At 68.7% G+C, this 17372-nt stretch carries 13 protein-coding genes and 1 pseudogene; 4 read left to right on the top strand and 10 right to left on the bottom strand.

The features are described 5' to 3' along the window. The first annotated feature begins 1 nt into the window (after position 1). Positions 2 to 631 (top strand): TetR-like C-terminal domain-containing protein, encoded by a 630-nt coding sequence (locus ADK64_RS37375; protein ID WP_053666518.1) that lies wholly within the window; start codon positions 2 to 4, stop codon positions 629 to 631. Between the two features lie 788 nt (positions 632 to 1419). Here the strand turns inward: ADK64_RS37375 and ADK64_RS37380 are convergent. The 5 genes and pseudogenes from ADK64_RS37380 to ADK64_RS37395 all read right to left on the bottom strand — a co-directional run bounded on the left by ADK64_RS37380 (position 1420) and on the right by ADK64_RS37395 (position 6285). Then, positions 1420 to 3060, bottom strand: coding sequence for a hypothetical protein (locus ADK64_RS37380; RefSeq protein ID WP_053666519.1), 1641 nt, complete (start codon positions 3058 to 3060; stop codon positions 1420 to 1422). 187 nt (positions 3061 to 3247) lie between these two features. Continuing rightward, complete coding sequence (locus tag ADK64_RS37385) at positions 3248 to 3709, bottom strand: pyridoxamine 5'-phosphate oxidase family protein (RefSeq protein WP_053666520.1); 462 nt, start codon at positions 3707 to 3709, stop codon at positions 3248 to 3250. Between the two features lie 261 nt (positions 3710 to 3970). Further along, positions 3971 to 4132: pseudogene (locus ADK64_RS49365) on the bottom strand (IS701 family transposase); the annotation flags it as partial. Positions 4133 to 4213: 81 nt separating this feature from the next. Beyond that, on the bottom strand, positions 4214 to 5044 hold the full coding sequence (locus ADK64_RS37390) for an FkbM family methyltransferase (RefSeq protein WP_199829812.1): 831 nt from the start codon (positions 5042 to 5044) through the stop codon (positions 4214 to 4216). Positions 5045 to 5172: 128 nt separating this feature from the next. Next, positions 5173 to 6285 carry a hypothetical protein gene (locus ADK64_RS37395; protein ID WP_053666522.1) on the bottom strand — a complete coding sequence of 371 codons (1113 nt, stop codon included), beginning with the start codon at positions 6283 to 6285 and terminating at the stop codon, positions 5173 to 5175. A gap of 1812 nt (positions 6286 to 8097) precedes the next feature. Between ADK64_RS37395 and ADK64_RS37400 the strand changes: the two genes are divergently transcribed. From ADK64_RS37400 to ADK64_RS37405, 3 genes are all read left to right on the top strand, one after another. Continuing rightward, complete coding sequence (locus ADK64_RS37400; protein ID WP_234384879.1) at positions 8098 to 10233, top strand: ATP-binding SpoIIE family protein phosphatase; 2136 nt, start codon at positions 8098 to 8100, stop codon at positions 10231 to 10233. Then, positions 10191 to 10559, top strand: a complete 369-nt coding sequence (locus ADK64_RS49370) for an SDR family oxidoreductase (protein ID WP_199829813.1) — start codon at positions 10191 to 10193, stop codon at positions 10557 to 10559. The genes ADK64_RS37400 and ADK64_RS49370 overlap by 43 nt, the downstream gene beginning before the upstream one ends. Positions 10560 to 11013: 454 nt before the next feature. After that, the gene (locus ADK64_RS37405) at positions 11014 to 11556 is read left to right on the top strand and encodes a glycoside hydrolase family 25 protein (RefSeq protein ID WP_053666523.1); all 543 of its coding nucleotides are present in this window, start codon (positions 11014 to 11016) and stop codon (positions 11554 to 11556) included. A gap of 389 nt (positions 11557 to 11945) precedes the next feature. On the opposite strand, the gene ADK64_RS37410 is transcribed toward ADK64_RS37405, so the two are convergent. The 5 genes from ADK64_RS37410 to ADK64_RS49375 form a co-directional block, all read right to left on the bottom strand. Then, positions 11946 to 12374, bottom strand: coding sequence for a hypothetical protein (locus ADK64_RS37410; protein ID WP_053666524.1), 429 nt, complete (start codon positions 12372 to 12374; stop codon positions 11946 to 11948). 334 nt (positions 12375 to 12708) lie between these two features. Then, positions 12709 to 13053, bottom strand: coding sequence for a hypothetical protein (locus tag ADK64_RS37415; RefSeq protein WP_053666525.1), 345 nt, complete (start codon positions 13051 to 13053; stop codon positions 12709 to 12711). Between the two features lie 695 nt (positions 13054 to 13748). After that, entirely contained in the window at positions 13749 to 15068 is a 1320-nt protein-coding gene (locus ADK64_RS37425) for an MFS transporter (RefSeq protein WP_159046439.1), read from the bottom strand. Between the two features lie 117 nt (positions 15069 to 15185). Next, entirely contained in the window at positions 15186 to 15395 is a 210-nt protein-coding gene (locus tag ADK64_RS46380; protein ID WP_159046440.1) for a hypothetical protein, read from the bottom strand. Between the two features lie 883 nt (positions 15396 to 16278). Continuing rightward, complete coding sequence (locus tag ADK64_RS49375) at positions 16279 to 17034, bottom strand: immunity 49 family protein (RefSeq protein ID WP_199829814.1); 756 nt, start codon at positions 17032 to 17034, stop codon at positions 16279 to 16281. Positions 17035 to 17372: the final 338 nt, after the last annotated feature.

Genomic DNA, 17372 nt, shown 5'->3' on the forward strand with positions numbered 1-17372 from the left:
TATGGAGTTTGAGGGTGCGGATCCGGGGACCATCCGTCCTGGTGGGCGCACGGCGCGGGTGCGGGCGGCGGTGTTGCAGGCGGCTGGGGACGCCTTGGCGGAACACGGGTTTGTCCACCTGGACCTCACCGACATCGCACGCCGTGCCGAGGTGGGCAAGACCACCGTCTACCGCCGCTGGGGAACGGTGACCAGCCTGGTGGCCGATTTGCTGCTGGACATGGCCGAGCAGTCACTGCCGCGTACCGAGACCGGCTCGCTGCTCGGTGATCTCAAGGCCAACGCCCGGCTCGTGCAGCGCACCTTGGCCGACCCGCGGCAAGGAGCGCTGTTCAAGGCAGTGATCGCCGCCGCCACCTGCGAGGCGAAGACAGCCGAGGCCCTGCACCGCTTCTACGACATCCGCGTCAAGGAGTGGGCACCCTGCGTCCAACAGGCCATCGACCGGGGAGAGGTGCCCGAGGGCACCGATGTCCACGAGGTGATCCGTGCTGTCTCCGCCCCCCTCTACTACCGCCTGCTGACCAGCAGCTACGGCCTCGACGAAGCCGCCGCGGACCAGGCCGCCGAGGCCGCAGTGGCTGCAGCGCGTGCGGGAGCGTACCTGCGGGGCGACGAAGGTCGTGCGTGACCGGCTTCCCGCATCCGTCGCTGACCAAGGGGCACCGCGCGTGACCCCCGGGGGCATGGCGTTTCCAGATTCCTCCGGCCTCTTTGGCGAGCCGGGCTGTGATTTCGTGTAGCCGAGCATCCGGGCGATCACTGGGGCCGGGGCCTGGAGGACGAGTTGGCGTATCGCCGGTGTGCGTCCTGGCCCGGTAGGGAAGCCCAGTTGGCGGAGCCGAGGTGCCGCGGCTTCCAAGGTCATGGGCTGTCCGGCCCGGCGGCCGGGGAAGAGCCATCGGGCATTGGGGTTGGTCGCGGTCTTGGTGTTCGCTCACTGCCCCGGGTAGTTGAGCAGCATTCCGTCGACCGGGGCGGGAACGGGTGACGGTGGGTCGCCGAACCAACACGAGGACTTCTCCGTCCTCGTGCTGGACGTCGTCGCTGCTGAGCCTGGTGATCCGCGTAAGTGGCTGAGCGCAGAGGAGGACGAGGGCGGCGGCCACGCGGTCCTGGAGCGGGATTGCGTCGCGGTTTACGTGCTGTCGCAGCAGTACGAGCCGTTGGTGCTGGGTGACCGGCGCGGGATTCGCCGTCGATCGGTGCGGGATGGTGACGGTCGGCATGCACTTGGACTGCATGGCCCGGCGGAGAAAGGAGCGGGTGAGGCGCCGGGCTGGGTGTCGCAGGTTCGGATCCTGCCGGGGCGCGGAGAAGGCCGGCTCGGGAGGGGGTCTCCCGAGCCGGCCCTTTGGCGTGTGTGACGTGGTCCCGGCAGGTGTGCGGCGGGGGGCGCGTCCGGACTGTCCTGGGTGGCTAGCCGGCGGTTGGCGGGTCGGTCACCTCAAGGGTGACCGGTCCGCCGGGCATGGGCTGGCTACCGCTTCCGGGCAGGCCGTAGCTCACGGTCTTGTAGCCCTGGTCCTGGAGCCGGAAGCCGATGGTGTAAGTGCCGGGGGCGGTGCCCTGCGGCAGCGTGAAGTACTCGTCCAGCGGGCCGGAGAAGGTGGTCGACACACCACCGGACTGCACCTCGACGGCGTGTCCGGATGCGTCGACCAGATACAGGTCGAGGCCGTTGACCCCGGCGGTGGAGGCGGACACGTCGATCGTGAGCTTGAGCCATGTCTGGGTGTCGTTGGCCGCGACCGTACCCGGGCTGAGCGTGGCCGCGTCCACCGTCGGCAGCACGGTGTCAGGGACGTTGGTCAGTGTCGCGTCGATGTCCGGGGCGCCCAGCGAGGAACCGTACGCGGCCTGGTCGCCCTGACCGTCGGTGATCACCAGACCGGTGAGCTGGCAGCTGAACTGGCCCGGCAGCCCGCGTACCGGGACGGTGATCGTGCCGTCCGCGTGCTCGGTCGGAGTGGTGGACAGCTGTTGGCAGTTGTTGGCGTTGTTTCCCCAGTTCGTCAACTGCACGGAGCTGACACCGCCCACGGCGCCGGAAGGCCGCAGCGAGAGCTGTGCGGTCGGGACGGGCGAGTGCCAGCTGTCGACCTGGTTCGGGGTGAACGCGAAGCCGCTCGCCGACAGCACGCTGTCGGACGTCACGTGCACCGAGGCTTCGGACAGCCCGGTGTAGGCATGGGTGACCCCGGCATTGCTGGTCAGGTCCACCTCGGTGACCTTCCAGTCACCTTCCGGCAGGCCGGCCGGCAACGGTACGGTCACGGAACAGTCGAGCAACTGCCGCTGCGTCCAGTCGATGAAGCCGCAGCCCTGGTAACCCTCGCTGTCGTCCCAGCCGATGGCGAACGATCCGCTGGCCTTGCGGCCCCCCGGCCCGGTGGCCACCACAGTTCCGCCGTACACGCCGGACTCGGGCTCCTGGCTGTCGAGCTGGTAGCGCAGCGTGGCACCTTGGCCCGGGGCCTCGTAGACGGTGGTCTGCGCACCTTGCGCCAGGGCGATCCGGTCCAGGCTCGGGTAGCCCTTGTCCGCGGTGGTCTGGGCGGCAAAGGTGCGGGGGAACGCGGACAGTCGGCTCGCGTCCCAGTCGATCGAGTCGCCGGACCCATCACCCGCCTGGATTTCCGAGACCGCCCAGGTTGTCTTCGCAGTGGCCCCGAACTGCGGGACGGCGACCGTCCACGTGTAGGTGGCCGAGGCGGGGGTGGCGCCCGGCTTGACGGTGACGTCGCCGGACGGTGAGCCCTGCGAGTCGAAGCCGGCGGCGAGTTCGGTGCCGATGTAGGCGCCGGTCTTCGGGTTCATCCTGCGCAGATGGACGTCACCCCCGAAGCCGGAGGCGCTCGGGTTGGACGAGGTCATCGTCCAGCTCAGTTCGATGGTGGCCGACCCTGAGGTGGCGTCGACCGACTTGGCGCTGAACGACAGCGTCGAAACCCCCATCGCCGAGGCGGCTCCCGGTGCCACCGTGCCGTGCGGCACCGCGGCGGCCCCGGGTGCGCTCAGCACGCACGCGACTCCGGCGCCGGTCATCGACGCCAGCACGCGTCTGAGTTTGCTGAGTCTGATCACTCTACTCCCCTGTTCGGTGTCTGATGCGCCAGGCCACTAGACACCAACTCCCCCTCTCGCACAACGCGGTTACGGGCAGGGAGCACGGCGGGGCCGGTCGGTGGGCTTCGGTTCGCCGCCGTGGGCGTCCACGCACGCGGCAGTGACCATCGCGGGCAGGCTAGTCATGTGCCACGCCGTAGGTGTCGGCCCAGGCCCGTTTCAAGTCCGCCTCACTCCAGTGCCCGAACGTGTAGGCCGGCGAATCGACGGGCAGCGCCCGCAACACCCGGATCAGCACCGCCTCGTGACACGGGTAGGCGGGCCCGTGCCTGTCCATCACCCACTGTCGCGACCAGGCGTACACCGGATCGCCCTCACCACGGAGCTCGGCGGTGCCCTTGAACCGGTAACCACGTCGCAGGAGGAAATCGACCACGTTCACCTCCAGCCGGGGATCCCTCCTGAGGTTCGCCACCGTCGTGGGGGAAGCCATGTTCATGAACACCAGGTGGTCGTCGTCGTAGACGAGCAGCGACCCCTTTGGCGACAGGTTCGGGGAGCCGTCCTCACAGACCGTCGCCACGAACGCCAGCTTCGCGCTGTCAACGATCCCGCGCATGTCCTGCGTGATGATCCCCATGCTCCTCCTTGCCCGGCCATGACCGTATGTACTGACATGTACTGACATATACCGACGGTCCTAGCCGTCTCGCCCACGGATACCACTGTCCACTCGGCCGGCCCGGCGCGCGGGGACAACAGGCGGTGCTGTCCACCGAACAGCGGTCAACGTGAGTGCCCCCACTGGAGAGACCGCCGGACTCCCTGGCCGAAGAAGTTCGAGGACCTGCCCGGAGATGGGCGCCGACAGGGGTGTCGACTGCCTGCGCACCTTCTGCAGGGTGGGCGTCGGGGACCTGGGAGAAGGCGAGACCGGTGCAGGCACTGTTGGGGCCAGGCACTGTTCGGTGAGGAAGGCGTAGGCGGCGGTCACGAGAGGGACGTGGTGGTACCGGACGGGCCAGGAACGGCCTTCGAAGTGGTCAGGGCCGAGGCCGTGCTCGTCCCACCAGCACTGCTCGGACGAAGCAGCTGATACGGGGCGGCGGCGGGGCCGGGGCCCGTATCCGTGGGCCCGTCGGGGTCAGGGCCTGAGCGCGAACACCATCCCGATGTCGCCGGCCTGCTGCACCCGGTCCTGCTCGGTGCTGACCGTGAAGCCGTGCGTGACGAAGACCTCGCAGACCGTGTCGCGGTTCTGCTGCCAGCGCTCCACCTCGACGACGGCCTGGCGGACCAGCGGCCAATGCCGTTCCTCGATGCCGCTGAGTACGTCGAGTTCGGCGCCTTCCACATCGACCTTGAGCAGGTCGATGTGGTCGATGCCCTGCTCGTCGAGCGCTGATGACAGGGGCCTGACCTTCACCCGGTGCGTCTCAATCCGCCGCATGACCCGCAGCTTGCGGCTGACGAGAAGAGTGAGGAGGGGAGCGGGTATGCGGCGCGGGACCGGCCCCAGGCCGCCCTGGCGGATCATTTCGACAACGCTGGCGGTGACCCGCTGCCGCTCTGCCTCGATGTTCCCCTGATCCCGCGAGGAGGACGAGAAGATCGTGGCGGCCGGAACGTAGCTGAAGTCGAGCTCGTCGTCCCGGGACGCCAGACCGTAAGGGAGCGCGGTCAGACGTCCGTCGAAGAATTCGCGAGCGTTGCGTTCGAGTGTCGCGTGGAGGGGCGGTACCGGCTCGAAGGCGTAGATCCGCACGTCCCCGTCCAGCCGCTCATAGACGGCCGCCGAGAACACACCGATGTTGGCGCCCACGTCGAGTACCGTCGCGCCCGGCATGCACTCGACGCCGTGGGTGAAGTAGCCGCCCACCTCCTCGCGCAGGAAGGACGCCTCCCAACGATTGATACTGTGCAGTTCAATCGCATTCATGGCCATGACAAGGTCATTTATCAGGGTTGGAGCCAACAATCCAGCCCGCACGCTCCACTGCGACCGCGTCCTGGCGCCCGATTCCGGTATTCGGCGTCATGGCGGCGGCTACTGCCTGTAGCCGACCTGTACTTCGCTGCGGTCTTCCCGCCACGGGCCGGGAACTACCCGGAGGCGGGGGGCAGTTCCGCCCGCCCTCCATCAGGCCGCCGGTCCGCAGGGCGCGCGGGCGGGATCGGGCCGCCGGGAAAGTCGCGGGGGCCGGTCCACAGCGCGGGTACGGCGTCGCAACGGCGGCACAGTTCGTAGGCGATCGCCTCATAGTTCACCCGCCAGCCCCGGAAGTGCGGCCACGCCTCCTTCGGCGGGCGTTCGGCCCGGAACCCAGCTGACCCCAGCATGTCCACGGCCGCGTCGAACTCGGCGAAGGTGAGCCGGATCGTCGCATCCGGCGACGGGTCGACATCGAAGGGGATGCGCAACGCGCGGGCGATGTCGCGCAGGGCGGTGAAGCCGGCCCGCAGCACCAGCCGGGCCTCCGGCGGGGCGAGCCGCGGGTCCAGGGCCAGCTGCATCGCCGCCGCGTCCATCACCGCGACGAGCCCGACCAGCCAGCTGCGGTGCGGACGCGGGGAACGGAAGGTCAGCAGGATGGGGTACGTGGAGTGGCTCTCGCCGATGTCCGCGGCGAGCCGCTCCCAGGCCCGGTACAGCGCCGGCAGGGCGGTCTCGGTGTCGACCAGCCACTGCCGGGCGAGGATCTCCGGCCCCCAGGCGGGCTCGCCGGCCCGCGCCTGGAGCAGGGTGACCTCCAGTTCGCGACGGTTGTAGGCGGCGTAGAGGGTGGGCAGGTAGGCGATCTGGAGGGCGATCAGGACCGGGCCGGTGGCTGCGGCGACGAAGTCGAGCACCGACAGGTTCAGCCGTGCCCCACTGGCGAAACCGAGCGTGAACAGGCTGGACCCCGCCTCCCGGAACGCGGTGGTCCAGGACAGCGGGGACAGTGAGTACAGCAGGAGGCCGAAGCCGAGGAGCGCGCCCGCGAGCCAGGTGGTGAGCATGCCGATGAGCATCAGCGGGGCCAGCCAGGTCTGGGTGCGGTCGATCGCGCCGTAGCCGCCGCGGAGGGCTTTGAGCCGCAGGAGTCTGCGCAGCATCCACCACAGGCGGAACACCAGCGCGGAGTAGAGGCCCCGGGGTACCACGAGTGTGCGCAGGATACTGCTCAGGACCAGCACCAGGACCAGTACCCCTGCCGCGCCGGCGATGTATTCCATGGTCAACTTCCGGTGTCGTAGCTGCGGCCGCTACAGGCCGAACCCGAGGTGTTCGATGTCGGTGAAGCGAACCTCCTCCGGCCGGCGCGGGCGTCCGGTCCAGGTCCCCTACTTTCCGATCAAAACTGCCGACGTGCCACCGCGTGGCCCTGAGGTCGGCCTTGGCGATCCCGAGTTCCCGTGCCCTCCCCCGTTCCACGCCGCGGTCAGGACGTGAGGTCCAGAACACGGACCGGCTCGCCGACCCGTCGTCCGGGAGCGGTGGTGGGGATGATCGCTCCGTCGGGGCGGTCCGGGGTGGGCCGTGCGACGTACTGGGCGTGCGCGGCGGTCCATGTGTGCTGCTTGGCGTCCTGTATGGCGGTCTGTACGGCGGTCTGATGGCGGTCTGTACGGCCACGGCGAGGGCGGCGGGCAGGCCGGGTCCAGGACGGTGCTGCCGGGCAGGGCGGCGAGGTGCTCGGCCGTGCCGGGGCGGGCGCGGTCGGCTTTGACGAGGGCGCAGGCCGGGGCGTGCAGGTACCAGCCGGTCTGGGCGTGGGCGCGGCGGATCAGCCGGGAGCCAAGGACGTTGCCGCTGCGGGCGGCGGCCATCGCGGTATCGACCAGGACGATGCGCGTCGGCCCGGACGATGTGCGTGGCGTCGTTCAACGGACGGCCGCCCGGGCGAGCCGTCGGCCCGGCTCGCTGTCGAGATGGTAAGGCTCAACCTCGGGAGCGGGCACCGGGTTTCATGCGACGAGCGGCAGCGTACGTGAGGAGAGGAGCTGTTGCTCGAACTCGAATGGAGTGAGGTAGCCGAGGGCGGAGTGGCGGCGGCGCCGGTTGCAGTGGGCCAGCCGGCGGAACGGCTCCAGTCGTGCAGCCGGAGCGGGAGACGCCCAAGACCCGGCATATCCGCTTCACGCCGAAGTCGGCACGATTTTCGGAGATGAAGTCCCAGCGGTGGGGGCTCACTTCACCTCCCGAGTCAAATTGGCGGCTGCCCGGCGCAAGAGCTCTCGCTCCAGCTGCCACTCCTATTCTCTGCCTTCAGCAGCCGGTGGTTCTCGGCCCGCAGCGACTGCTGTCCCCCAGCGTTGCGAGCCCGCGTGGCAGGAGGTGTTCCGCGGTGACGACCGCATCCCAGGGACGCCGATGTGCTGGACGGAGAGCTTCGGCAAGTTCGGCAACACCTCGGCTGGTGTGGCCGGGGTGGCTCGCTGGTCGCGAGCGATCCCGGCTCACGCATGGCGGCGGCCCATGTCATGGACCAGATGATCGACCGGGACCAGCAGGCGGACAACCGCGACGTGGAGATGGTCATGGCCGCCTACAGCGGACTGCACTGACAGGCAACGCGGGCGGTCTGTACCTGCGCAGGCTCCCCCTCTCCCGCCCGCAATCCCACGGGTGGGCGGGACCCACTGCGAGTCACGCTCGACGGCCGGTGGCCTGCGGCTCCGGCGCCCCGGCGACACCGTCTGGACCGTGAGTGGCCGACCCCGCCACCGCCTGCAGACCGGGTTCGGCGTCGAGTCGCGCCTCGCGCGCTGCTGGGCACGCGCGCCTGGGGACCAACCGCCCGGGCCATCCTGCGCAGCGCGCGGACGATTGCCCGCGCACGGGAACGTGCTCTCAGAGAGCACCTCATACCCGCGCCGGACCACTGCCTGTAGCAGATCATCCCGTTCCCGCCACTGGGTTCGGAGCTGGGGACATGGGCAGATGACGGGGTAATGTTTATGGGTATTTGCCGTATTTACTCGACCACTCGTCACCACATGTGCAGGTCCGTGAGCGATGAGTGATGAGGAGGCGAATTGGTACCGGTGACAGCCAAGACCGGGGCTCACACTCAGCCGTCAGGGCCGAGCTTCCTCGCCGCGTCGCACAAAGCGCTGCAGGGTACGGAGTCGCTGACGCTGGCCCTCAAGGCGGCCGAGTGCCTGGATGGCCGAGGCGTGTTCCTGCACTGGTGGGATCCCGCCGCCCGTCGGCTACGCCTGGTCGCCGCCAGCGGGGTGGCCTCGGAGAGCGCCGAGGCGTGGGCGGATCTGTCCGATGAGCAGGAGGTGGCACCGGTACGCGCCATGCGCTGCGGTGACTATGCCTGGGTGGCCGGGGACAGCCTGGGCCTGGGGTCGGCCGGCACGGCCGCGGTGCCCCTGCTCGGTGCCGATGGGCCGATCGGTGTGCTGTCCGTGATGACGGCAGGCTCCGGCGAGCCGGACGAGGTACAGCGGTCCTATCTGCGTTCGGTGGCGGGATGGGCCGCCGCGCGTCTGGAGGACGTGCCCGACACGCCACCTGCCTGTCGTTCGGTGGCCGGCTCTGAGCGGACGGTTCGGATGGGCAAGCTGACCTCGGCGCTTGCGGAGGCGGTCACCTCCCGGGAGGTCGTGCAGGCCGTCGCGTCGCACGTCCTGCCCCCGTTCGGTGCCGACGGGCTCATTGTCTGGGTGTTCGAAAGCGGCCGACAGCACGTGGTCGACTCCCGCGGATACACACAGGAATTCCTCGGCTTGCTCGACGGGCTCGCGGTCACCGACTACCCCGTGGCCGCCGACGTGTTCGGGACATGCACTCCCCGGTTCATCGAATCGGCCGCGGAGTATTGCCGACGCTATCCGACACTGGGGCACGTACCGGCGGCGGCCCGGAAGAACGCGTGGGCGTTCCTGCCCATGATCGCTTCCGGGCACGCCATCGGCATGTGCCTGGTGTCCTTCACCCGGCAGCGCTCCTTCACCGACGAGGAGTGCACGCTGCTGACCGCCTTGAGCGGTCTCGTCGGCCAGTCGCTGGAGCGGGCCCGTTTGTACGACGTGGAACACGCCCGGGCACAGGGGCTGCAGCGCAGCCTGCTGCCCCGGACGCTGCCCCGCTTGCCTGCCGCCTGCGCCGCCGCACGCTATCTGCCTGCGGGCCGGGGCGAGCAGGTCGGCGGCGACTGGTACGACGTGATCCCGCTGTCCGCCGACAGGGTCGCCATGGTGATCGGCGACGTCATGGGACACGGCATCCCCGAAGCGGCCACCATGGGCCAGCTGCGCACCGCGGTGCGCACCCTCGCCGATCTGGACATACCTCCTGACGAGCTGCTCAGCCGTCTCAACGACCTGGTGAGCGACCTGGGCGAGGACTGCTATGCCACCTGCCTGTACGCCGTCTTCGACCCGATCACCCGGATATGCTCGTTCTCACTGGCCGGTCATGTCCCACCGGTCGTCGTCCATCCCGATGGCACCGTCCACAGGCCCGACCTGGCCGCCGACCCGCCACTGGGAGCCGCCGAGCCACCGTTCGAAACGCACCGGATACTCCTGCCTGAAGAGAGCCTGCTGGTCCTGTGCACCGACGGGCTCGTCGAATCCGCCAGCCAGTTCGTCGACCACGGGCTGGCCCGACTGCACCAGGTCCTCACCGAGCACGCGGCGCCCACGTTCACGGCACCGGACGAGGACGACACCGTCCGCCGTCTGGACGACCTGTGCGACACGGTGGTCTCGGCCCTGCTGCCCGACCACGGCAGCACGAACGACGACGCGGCCCTACTGATTGCCCACACACAGGCCACCGACGCCGACGATGTCGCCTCCTGGATCCTCCCGGAGGATCCCCGCGCAGCCGGACAGGCCCGCGCACATGTCCGCGACCAACTGGCCGCCTGGGGACTGGACGAACTGGCGATCACCACCGAGCTGCTGGCCAGCGAGCTGGTCGGCAACGTGATCCGGCACGCCAAGGGCCCCATCCGCCTACGTCTGCTCCGCAGCCGCTCGTTGACCTGCGAGGTCTACGACGGCAGCCCCAGCACCCCCCGTATCCGACACGCCGCCCACACCGACGAAGGCGGCCGCGGCCTGCAACTCGTCGCCGCCCTTTCCAGACGCTGGGGCGCCCGCTACCTGCACGACGGCAAATGCATCTGGACCGAACAGGACATCCCCCGCTGCGCCGCGTAACGGATCTCGAACACGAAAACCCCCAGGTTGCCAAGTCGGCAATCCGCGTGAACGCCGTAGCCCCTGGCCCCACAGATACTGGCACGCTGACCCGCTTTACCGGAATACCGGAGAACAAGGCGGCTCTGGTCTTGAAAGTACCGCTCGCCCGCCTCGGCCTCCCGGAGGAGCTTGCCGACGCCATCGCCTTCATGGCATCGAACGAAGGCTTCATAGATCACCGGCCACGTCCTCAACGTCGATGGCGGTCACACCACCAACTGACCTGGCCAGGCACGGGGGTCTGTTCCACGCGTGACACCCGCCGTGGCACCGCCGGTCTGTAATCCGGAAAAGTACAGGAAGTAGAACCCAAGGTCGCCGCTGGGCTTCTCGGCCAGCCGGACGCTCTTCGTGGCCAGTGGTAGATCGATGGCTAGCCCGGCTGCCGCATCAGGTCGTTGTGCTTGTCCGGCAAGTAGTGCAGCGTGTAGTCGCACCGTTCCGACTGACCACAGTGCTTTCGAAGCCTCCGGCCCACATCGGCCCGACAGGCCCAGGAGTATCGGTGTCCGGGAAGTCGCTCATCCGATATCCCTCACACGGATTGTTTGACCTCTAACGAGCCCGGCCACCAACATTCGGTGAACAGATATACGTCAACCGTACTACGCCCCCGCCCCTCGGGGAGAGTTATGGGACACCAGGACAGATTACGTGCTCAACTATCGCCTGCCCAGGCGGGACTTGACCGTTCGGCGTATTCTGAGAGAATCCTCGGTTCGAACGAAGGAGCCTTTCGTGAGCATCAAGGGCATCGACGTGTCCTCGTTCCAAGCGGACAGATACGACGTCTCAGGGCTCGACTTCGTGTTCATAAAGATCACGGAGGGCGACAGCTACACGAACCCCAAGTGGGTGGCCCAGCGACAGAAAGCCCGCAACGCAGGACTGGTCACCGGCTTCTACCACTTCGCCCGCCCGGGATCGTATGCGGTTCAGGCCGACTACTTCCTCTCCAAGATCGATCTCGTGGATGGCGACATCCTCGCCCTGGACTGGGAGGACCCCGGCGTGACGGGAGAGTGGAAGGACGCGTGGATAAGACGGGTGCAGCAGAAAGCCCCTGGCCACAGGGTGGTCCTGTACTGCGACCGTGATTTCTGGATGCACCGTGACACGACCTCGTTCGCAGGTGACGGCCTGTGGATCGCCGAATACAACGGCCATCCCGGAAAACCCGACATCGAGCATCCCTGGGTCTTCCACCAGTACACCAACCAGCCAGTGGACATGGATCTCGGAAACTTCAAAGACAAGGCTGAACTGGTCACATGGTGCTGACAGCAGCCCCTTCGGCCCCCAGAGACGGGTTCCCTGCGAGTGCCATTTGTGTGCCCGTCAACGGGTCTCTCCCCTTCCGGCGGTTTCCTGGACATGCCGACTGAGGAGAGGGACGATGTAAACGCAGTCGCGGCCCCTGCGCTTACGTCAGCCAATCGGGCCGTGGCACTCCGGGTGGGCATGCGCACGCGAAGAGGCGGGCCGCCCTCACACCAGGAGCGGCCCACCAGTACCACGCGTCGTCATCACCCGGAGGTACGGCTTCTGATCGGAGGTTTCTGCCCCCGAGAGTGCTCGCCCCCGGGCGCCACCCACTGGACGCGAGTCCAGCGGGTGGCGGCTCATCGTGACCACGCCGTCAAGGGCCCGCAGGCGCGGCCGGAGGAGTTCTAGTTGTACCAGGCGCTGCCGGTTTGGGTGGTCCCGTTGGAGACGGATATCGCGACCTGGTGTTCGAAGTCATGGTAGTACGGCGAGCCGGCCTCGCCGGTTGAGCCCCCCTGGACACTGAAGCCCTGGGAGACCTTTCCGCCAGTCGTGGTGTTCCGGTCCCAGAACGCCAGCCAGCAGGTGGGGCCCAGGGACTGCACCGAAGCGGTGGCCCAGTTGGACGAGCCGCCACCGTCCAGGTGCAGCAAGCCCACGCAGCCGGGAACGCTGATGCGCACGGTCCCGGTCGAACCCGCGTACGCCGTGCCCCCCATGCCCACGACAGCCAGCAGGCCGGCGCCGGCCGTCAGCGCCGCAGCCCTCTTCAGACCGCGGGGCAGGGAAGCCGCAAAGGCTGCCGAGACGGTGAGTGACTTCTTGAAACTCATAGGTACCTTCCAGTGTCGAAGCTGTCGCGTAGTTCGCGAGAGCGCTGAGTGTGAGCCCCGTTCCTCATCCGGCACGTTCCCCCGTCGGTGAAGAACCTCGGCTCAGATCAACCGTGCCGCGGGAGATCTGGATCACCCGGCGGCGACATGATGAGCGAGGGCGGATTCGGGACGCTGAGGTATTTCCATCCTGAAGTTGCCGGTTGTTGGGCTGACGCGGGTCGCAGCGGGGTGCCCGGACCGGACGGATGCGTCATCGCCTGCAGAGGATCGTCCGTCAGCGGGAGACTTTTCGGTGTTCGTCAGCACGAGCAGGGCTCGCAGGAGGGCGGTGTCAGCTGCCGACCGTAACCTCGACGCACTCGTCGTTCGGGTGCAACGTGGTGGTCGCGCTCCCGGGCGGAAGCTTGATGACGTACCAGGTCCCGTTGTCGCCGCACACGAAGCTGGTCGTGAAGCTGCCCGCGAACACCCGCGAGGTACCGAACCAGGAACCGGCGTAGCTTCCCGTGCAGGAGAAGTACGGACTGCCGCTCTGTGAGACCAGGTGGGACGGCGTGCCGCAGCTCGCGGGAGCAGCCTGGGCGGCGCTCGCCGCTGCGACGGTCGCGCCGCCGGTGAGGACGAGCGTCGCGGCAGTGAGGGCGATGGCGCGTCGTGCCTTTCCGGGTTTGCGCATGTGTGTCCTTCCCCCGTGGTTGGCGCCCCCTTTGCCGGGGCAGTTGAAGTGTTCCCCTGACTTCGTTCTGCTGCTCGGGCTGGCCTTGCGCTCAGCAGCAGGACAAGACTGCCCGGGGGTGCCGTGTGGAGTCCCGTATCCCACACAAGTCCACACACGGTTACTCCCCGTCTGCGGCCCGCTCCCCGTCGAGGGGACCATGGAGGACGTGCTGCTGGGGTTGCTGACCTTGATGGAGCCAGCTCCGGCTCGAACATCCAGCTCCCGTAGTCCCGCGCCGGGCCCTCGGCCTGCGCGGTGTGGAACTCACCGCGCAGACCGGCCCGCAGCGGCGCGGGGCGGGATCGATCCCGGCCAGCTCCGAACGAACCAGTTCACCGTCGTTCCGGCGCCGGCCCCACCACGGATTCTCCCGGGCCAGCCACAGGACCAACGCCTCCCCCGCGCTCGCCGTCGGCAGCCTGCCCGCCCTGCTCCGGCGTTTGCTGTAGTCCCACCCGCACGCGATAAGTACGCGGGGCCACGCCAGCACGGCGTACAGCCTCCCCTCGATCTCGGTGTGGCGGGCCAGCGGGTCCAGCGCCAAGTCGGTTGACGCACCCGCAGCTTCCACCCGGACCAGGCGGCCGCCCGAACGACGGGGCACCGCGCACGGGCCTGTCCGATTCTTCACCGGGCACTGTGAGCGGCAGGGATCAGTGGAGTAGCAGCGGCGTGTTGTCGCGGAGCAGTGGTTGTTGGAACCTGCGTCGGCCGTGGACGAGCAGGAGGGCGGACAGCACGCTCAGCGCGGTCATCGTGCTGAGCACGAGGTAGGCGATGCCGAAGGTGTGGGTCTGGTGCATCGGGTCGTGGGCGAGTGTGTGCGGGAGGCGGGTCAGGACCATGACGAGGGTTGCCGTTCCCAGCGAACTGCCGATGTGATGCAGGGCGTTGAACTGGGTGCTGGCCTCGCTGGCCTGGCTCGGCGAGAGCGTCTGGTAGGCGGCGGTCATCGCGGGTGTCATGGTGAGCCCGATGCCGACGCCCCGGATCACTGTCAGGGTGACCAGCCAGGCGTAGGAGGTCGTCGCGGTGAGGAAGGCGAACGGCACGGTGGCGGCCAGGAGGATACTGGTGCCGGCCAGCACCGTCAGCACGCCGATCCGTTCGAAGATCCTGCCGGACAACCAGGTCGCGGCGGCCACACCCACGCCTTGCGGGGCGATGAGCAGGCCGGTGGTCGAGAGGTCCTCTCCGCGCACGGTCTGCAGGTACAGCGGCAGCAGGATCGCTCCGCCGATGACGGCGGCCCCGCTGATCAGCGCCGAGTGCGCGGCGGCTCTGAACACCGTGTGGCGGTAGAGCCGCAGGTCCAGCAGTGGTCTGCGGCCCCGCATCGACCAGAGGACGAAGGCCGCGATCAGCACCAGTCCGATGCACGCCGGCACCAGGACCGCCGCGGAGCCGGCGCCCCGGCTGTGGCCCGCGTTGGACACTCCGTAGGTCACGCCGATCAGGCCCGGCGAGATGAGCAGGAGGCCGACCACGTCGAGCGTGCGTTTCGGGTCGGTGGGCCGGGGCCGCTTCAGGCGGAGCGCTAGAGCCATGGCGAGCAGGCCGATCGGAATGTTGAGGTAGAAGATTGAGCGCCAGCCCGCGAACGTCACCAGTTCCCCGACCAGCAGGGAGCCCACCACCGAGACGAGGAACACCGGAACGCCGAAGGCCGCCATGACGCGCGGGAGCCGTCGCGGGCCCGCCGCGGTCACCAGCATCATCCGGCTCATTGACCCGAGCACCCTGCCCGCGGCCCCCTGGAGCGCGCGGGCGGCGATGAGTTGCCAGGGCGCCTGGGACGCGCCGCACAGGACCGAGGCGACGGTGAACAGGCCGAGCACGGGCAGGTAGGCGCGCTCGGGGCCGAAGCGCTGCATGACCCACATGCTCTCCGGCACGGCCGCCGCGAAGGCCAGCAGATATACCAGCCGTATCCAACAGGGCTCCAGTGCTCTGCCGGATACGGCACCTGTCACCGGCCCGCTGCTGCCTCCGAGCAGCGGGCAGCACGCGCCGAGTTGGGTGTGGCGTGGGCGTTGCCCCGGGCGGGGTGAGCAGCGAGGGCGGGAACGGTGCTCGCGGTCCAGGCCGTGCTACGGATGCGCTGAATCGTCGTTCACACACCTGTCGAAATGGGTGCCTCCGTCGAAGCCAGTGATCGAAGTGAACGCGCACAGCAGCGTGCGGCCCATGTTCCCGGTCGGCGCAGCGGTGGCACTGCCGTCGCCGCTGTCAGCGTGAGCCGGAGCAACCACGGCGATGGCGGCCACGGCAAGCGCGGCAGTCGTGATGATCTTTCGCATGCCCCGGCAACGATCGCGGCAGCCCAGGGGACACGCAGTGTTACCGATCCGACCCAGCGCGGATGACGACATTCGCTCTCCAGGAACCGCTCGGCGCAAGGCACCCGGGCGGGGCGAAAACGCGGCGCGCCGCGGCGCGAAGACCGCAACATCGTTCGTGGCAGAACAGGGCGACGCCGGTCGTCCGGGCCGGCGGCGTGCCAGGCCGGGCTGCTGGCGCCCCCGCGGTCCACGGGATCGCGCCGCGCCGGTCTTCTCGCACCCAGCCGCACTGCACCAGCTGGGAGATGCGACGGCGGGGCAGACCTGGTGGAGGGCCACGGGCAATGGGGCAACGGCTCATGGGTACTCGCCTCGCCCATGGACGCGGGGGACGCACGCCGATGTACTGGACGCCCAGGCCTGACGGCCTGGGGCGATGATCCAGGCCGAAGTAGCGCAGCTCCATGATTCGCGCGAAGCGTGGTGGAAGGTCCCTCCAACAGCCTCCCTGCCTGGCCTGCCGCCGCTGGCAGACCGGAGCCCGCCCGTCCGCCGCCCACCCCGGCCTCGGCCCGGGAACGAGGAGTTCGGGCTCCTCGATCCCGGGCGAACAGCCCTCCCGGCCAGTGGGGAAATAAGCAGCTCAAGCGGGCCGTCTTCCCGTCCGCGTTCGCTGCCCTGGCCGCCCCGCTTCTGCCGTGCCTACCACGACGAAAAGACCGCCCAGGGAAGACATCACACCCAAGCCCTCCTCTGCCTCGCCAGACGCCGGGGCGACGTGCCCTTCGCGTTGCTCCGCGATGGCACCCACCAACCACCAACCACCAAGGCCGATCGCTCCTTGACCGAAGTCATAGGCGCCTCCCGGGGGAAGCACGATTCCGGAGCAGGGGTGCCGTCGTCAGCCACGCCTCCTGGCGCTGCCCCAGTCGGCACAGCGTGTCTCACAAGGCGGATGGATAGGCGCTTCCGCCGGGCAGTTGAGGCTGCTGGCGAACCGTGCGGGCGGCAGGCCAGGGAGCGGAGGGCAAGACCCGCGCCAGCTCGTGACGTACGCGGTCGGCTTCACCACGAGCCTGGGCCGGCACATCTCCACGTTCTGCGACAAGACGGTTGAATATCGGGGTTTCCTGGAACACGCTGGGAGCTGCCTTCTGAGGTGGGCGCGACGGCATTCGCCGAGCTGCGAACCGATCATGTGACGGATCGAGTATCCAGTACCGCGAGCGAGGATATCGACCTGGGACGCTGCCGAGTCACACCAGCACGCGCCGTAGTGGGCGCGGGCCTCGTCCAGAGCCTTGTCGAAGTCTTCGGCCTCGCGCGTGAGAAGGCGATCGAACAGGGCGACGGGCTGGTAGTCGATCCGGTTGACTAAGTCCGCCGGCGCGTGGGGCACGTTCGCGGGATCGGACGTCTCCATGGTGGTGCGGGACTTGTCCACGAGGTCGTCCATGGGCCGCCGGCTCCAGTAGGGCTGCAGGGTGCCGATCCAGCGCAGGACATGATCGTCCACGGACTCGTCCTGCCGCAGCGTCTCCAGCGGCACCCGTGTCAGCTGGTCGAGCCGGCGTGGCTGGCGGCAGACGAGGGCGACGTAGCAGGCGTCGAGCCACGCACCGGCGTCCAACGAGCCCGGCCCACGGGCTGCGCTCAACTGGCCGAGTGCAATGCAAAGTGGCCAAGGAGCGCGCTCAGTGTGCGACACGAGGCCGTACCGCGTGAGCAAGGACAGCCGCGTGAGGCGGAAGGCTCGACGGGTGAACCCTCGACTATGCCCCGTGACGCCGGGACCGCGCGATGGCACGCGTGCGGCGGTCACGGCACCCGGTGCTGCAAGGCACCAAGCCACCTCTGGATAGCTGAGCTCGGAGTCAGGACAGCGCCAGGGCTTCGGCCTAGTAGTGCTTCGTTACGTTGAGTGATCTCGCCTGGTGGTGGGCATCTTCGTGGTGTGAGGCTGGGGGAAGTGGAGCGGCTCCGTGGTGAGTTAGC

The organism is Streptomyces sp. MMG1121, assembly GCF_001280015.1.
Taxonomy (GTDB): domain Bacteria; phylum Actinomycetota; class Actinomycetes; order Streptomycetales; family Streptomycetaceae; genus Streptomyces.

What these genes read in the sequence shown, in the direction of transcription:
- ADK64_RS49370 (WP_199829813.1), top strand. Translation starts at nt 10,191, where the DNA reads ATGCATCTGGACCGAACAGGACATCCCCCGCTGCGCCGCGTAACGGAT.
- ADK64_RS37415 (WP_053666525.1), bottom strand. Translation starts at nt 13,053, where the DNA reads ATGCGCAAACCCGGAAAGGCACGACGCGCCATCGCCCTCACTGCCGCG.
- ADK64_RS46380 (WP_159046440.1), bottom strand. Translation starts at nt 15,395, where the DNA reads ATGCGAAAGATCATCACGACTGCCGCGCTTGCCGTGGCCGCCATCGCC.
- ADK64_RS37410 (WP_053666524.1), bottom strand. Translation starts at nt 12,374, where the DNA reads ATGAGTTTCAAGAAGTCACTCACCGTCTCGGCAGCCTTTGCGGCTTCC.
- ADK64_RS37375 (WP_053666518.1), top strand. Translation starts at nt 2, where the DNA reads ATGGAGTTTGAGGGTGCGGATCCGGGGACCATCCGTCCTGGTGGGCGC.
- ADK64_RS37385 (WP_053666520.1), bottom strand. Translation starts at nt 3,709, where the DNA reads ATGGGGATCATCACGCAGGACATGCGCGGGATCGTTGACAGCGCGAAG.
- ADK64_RS37395 (WP_053666522.1), bottom strand. Translation starts at nt 6,285, where the DNA reads ATGGAATACATCGCCGGCGCGGCAGGGGTACTGGTCCTGGTGCTGGTC.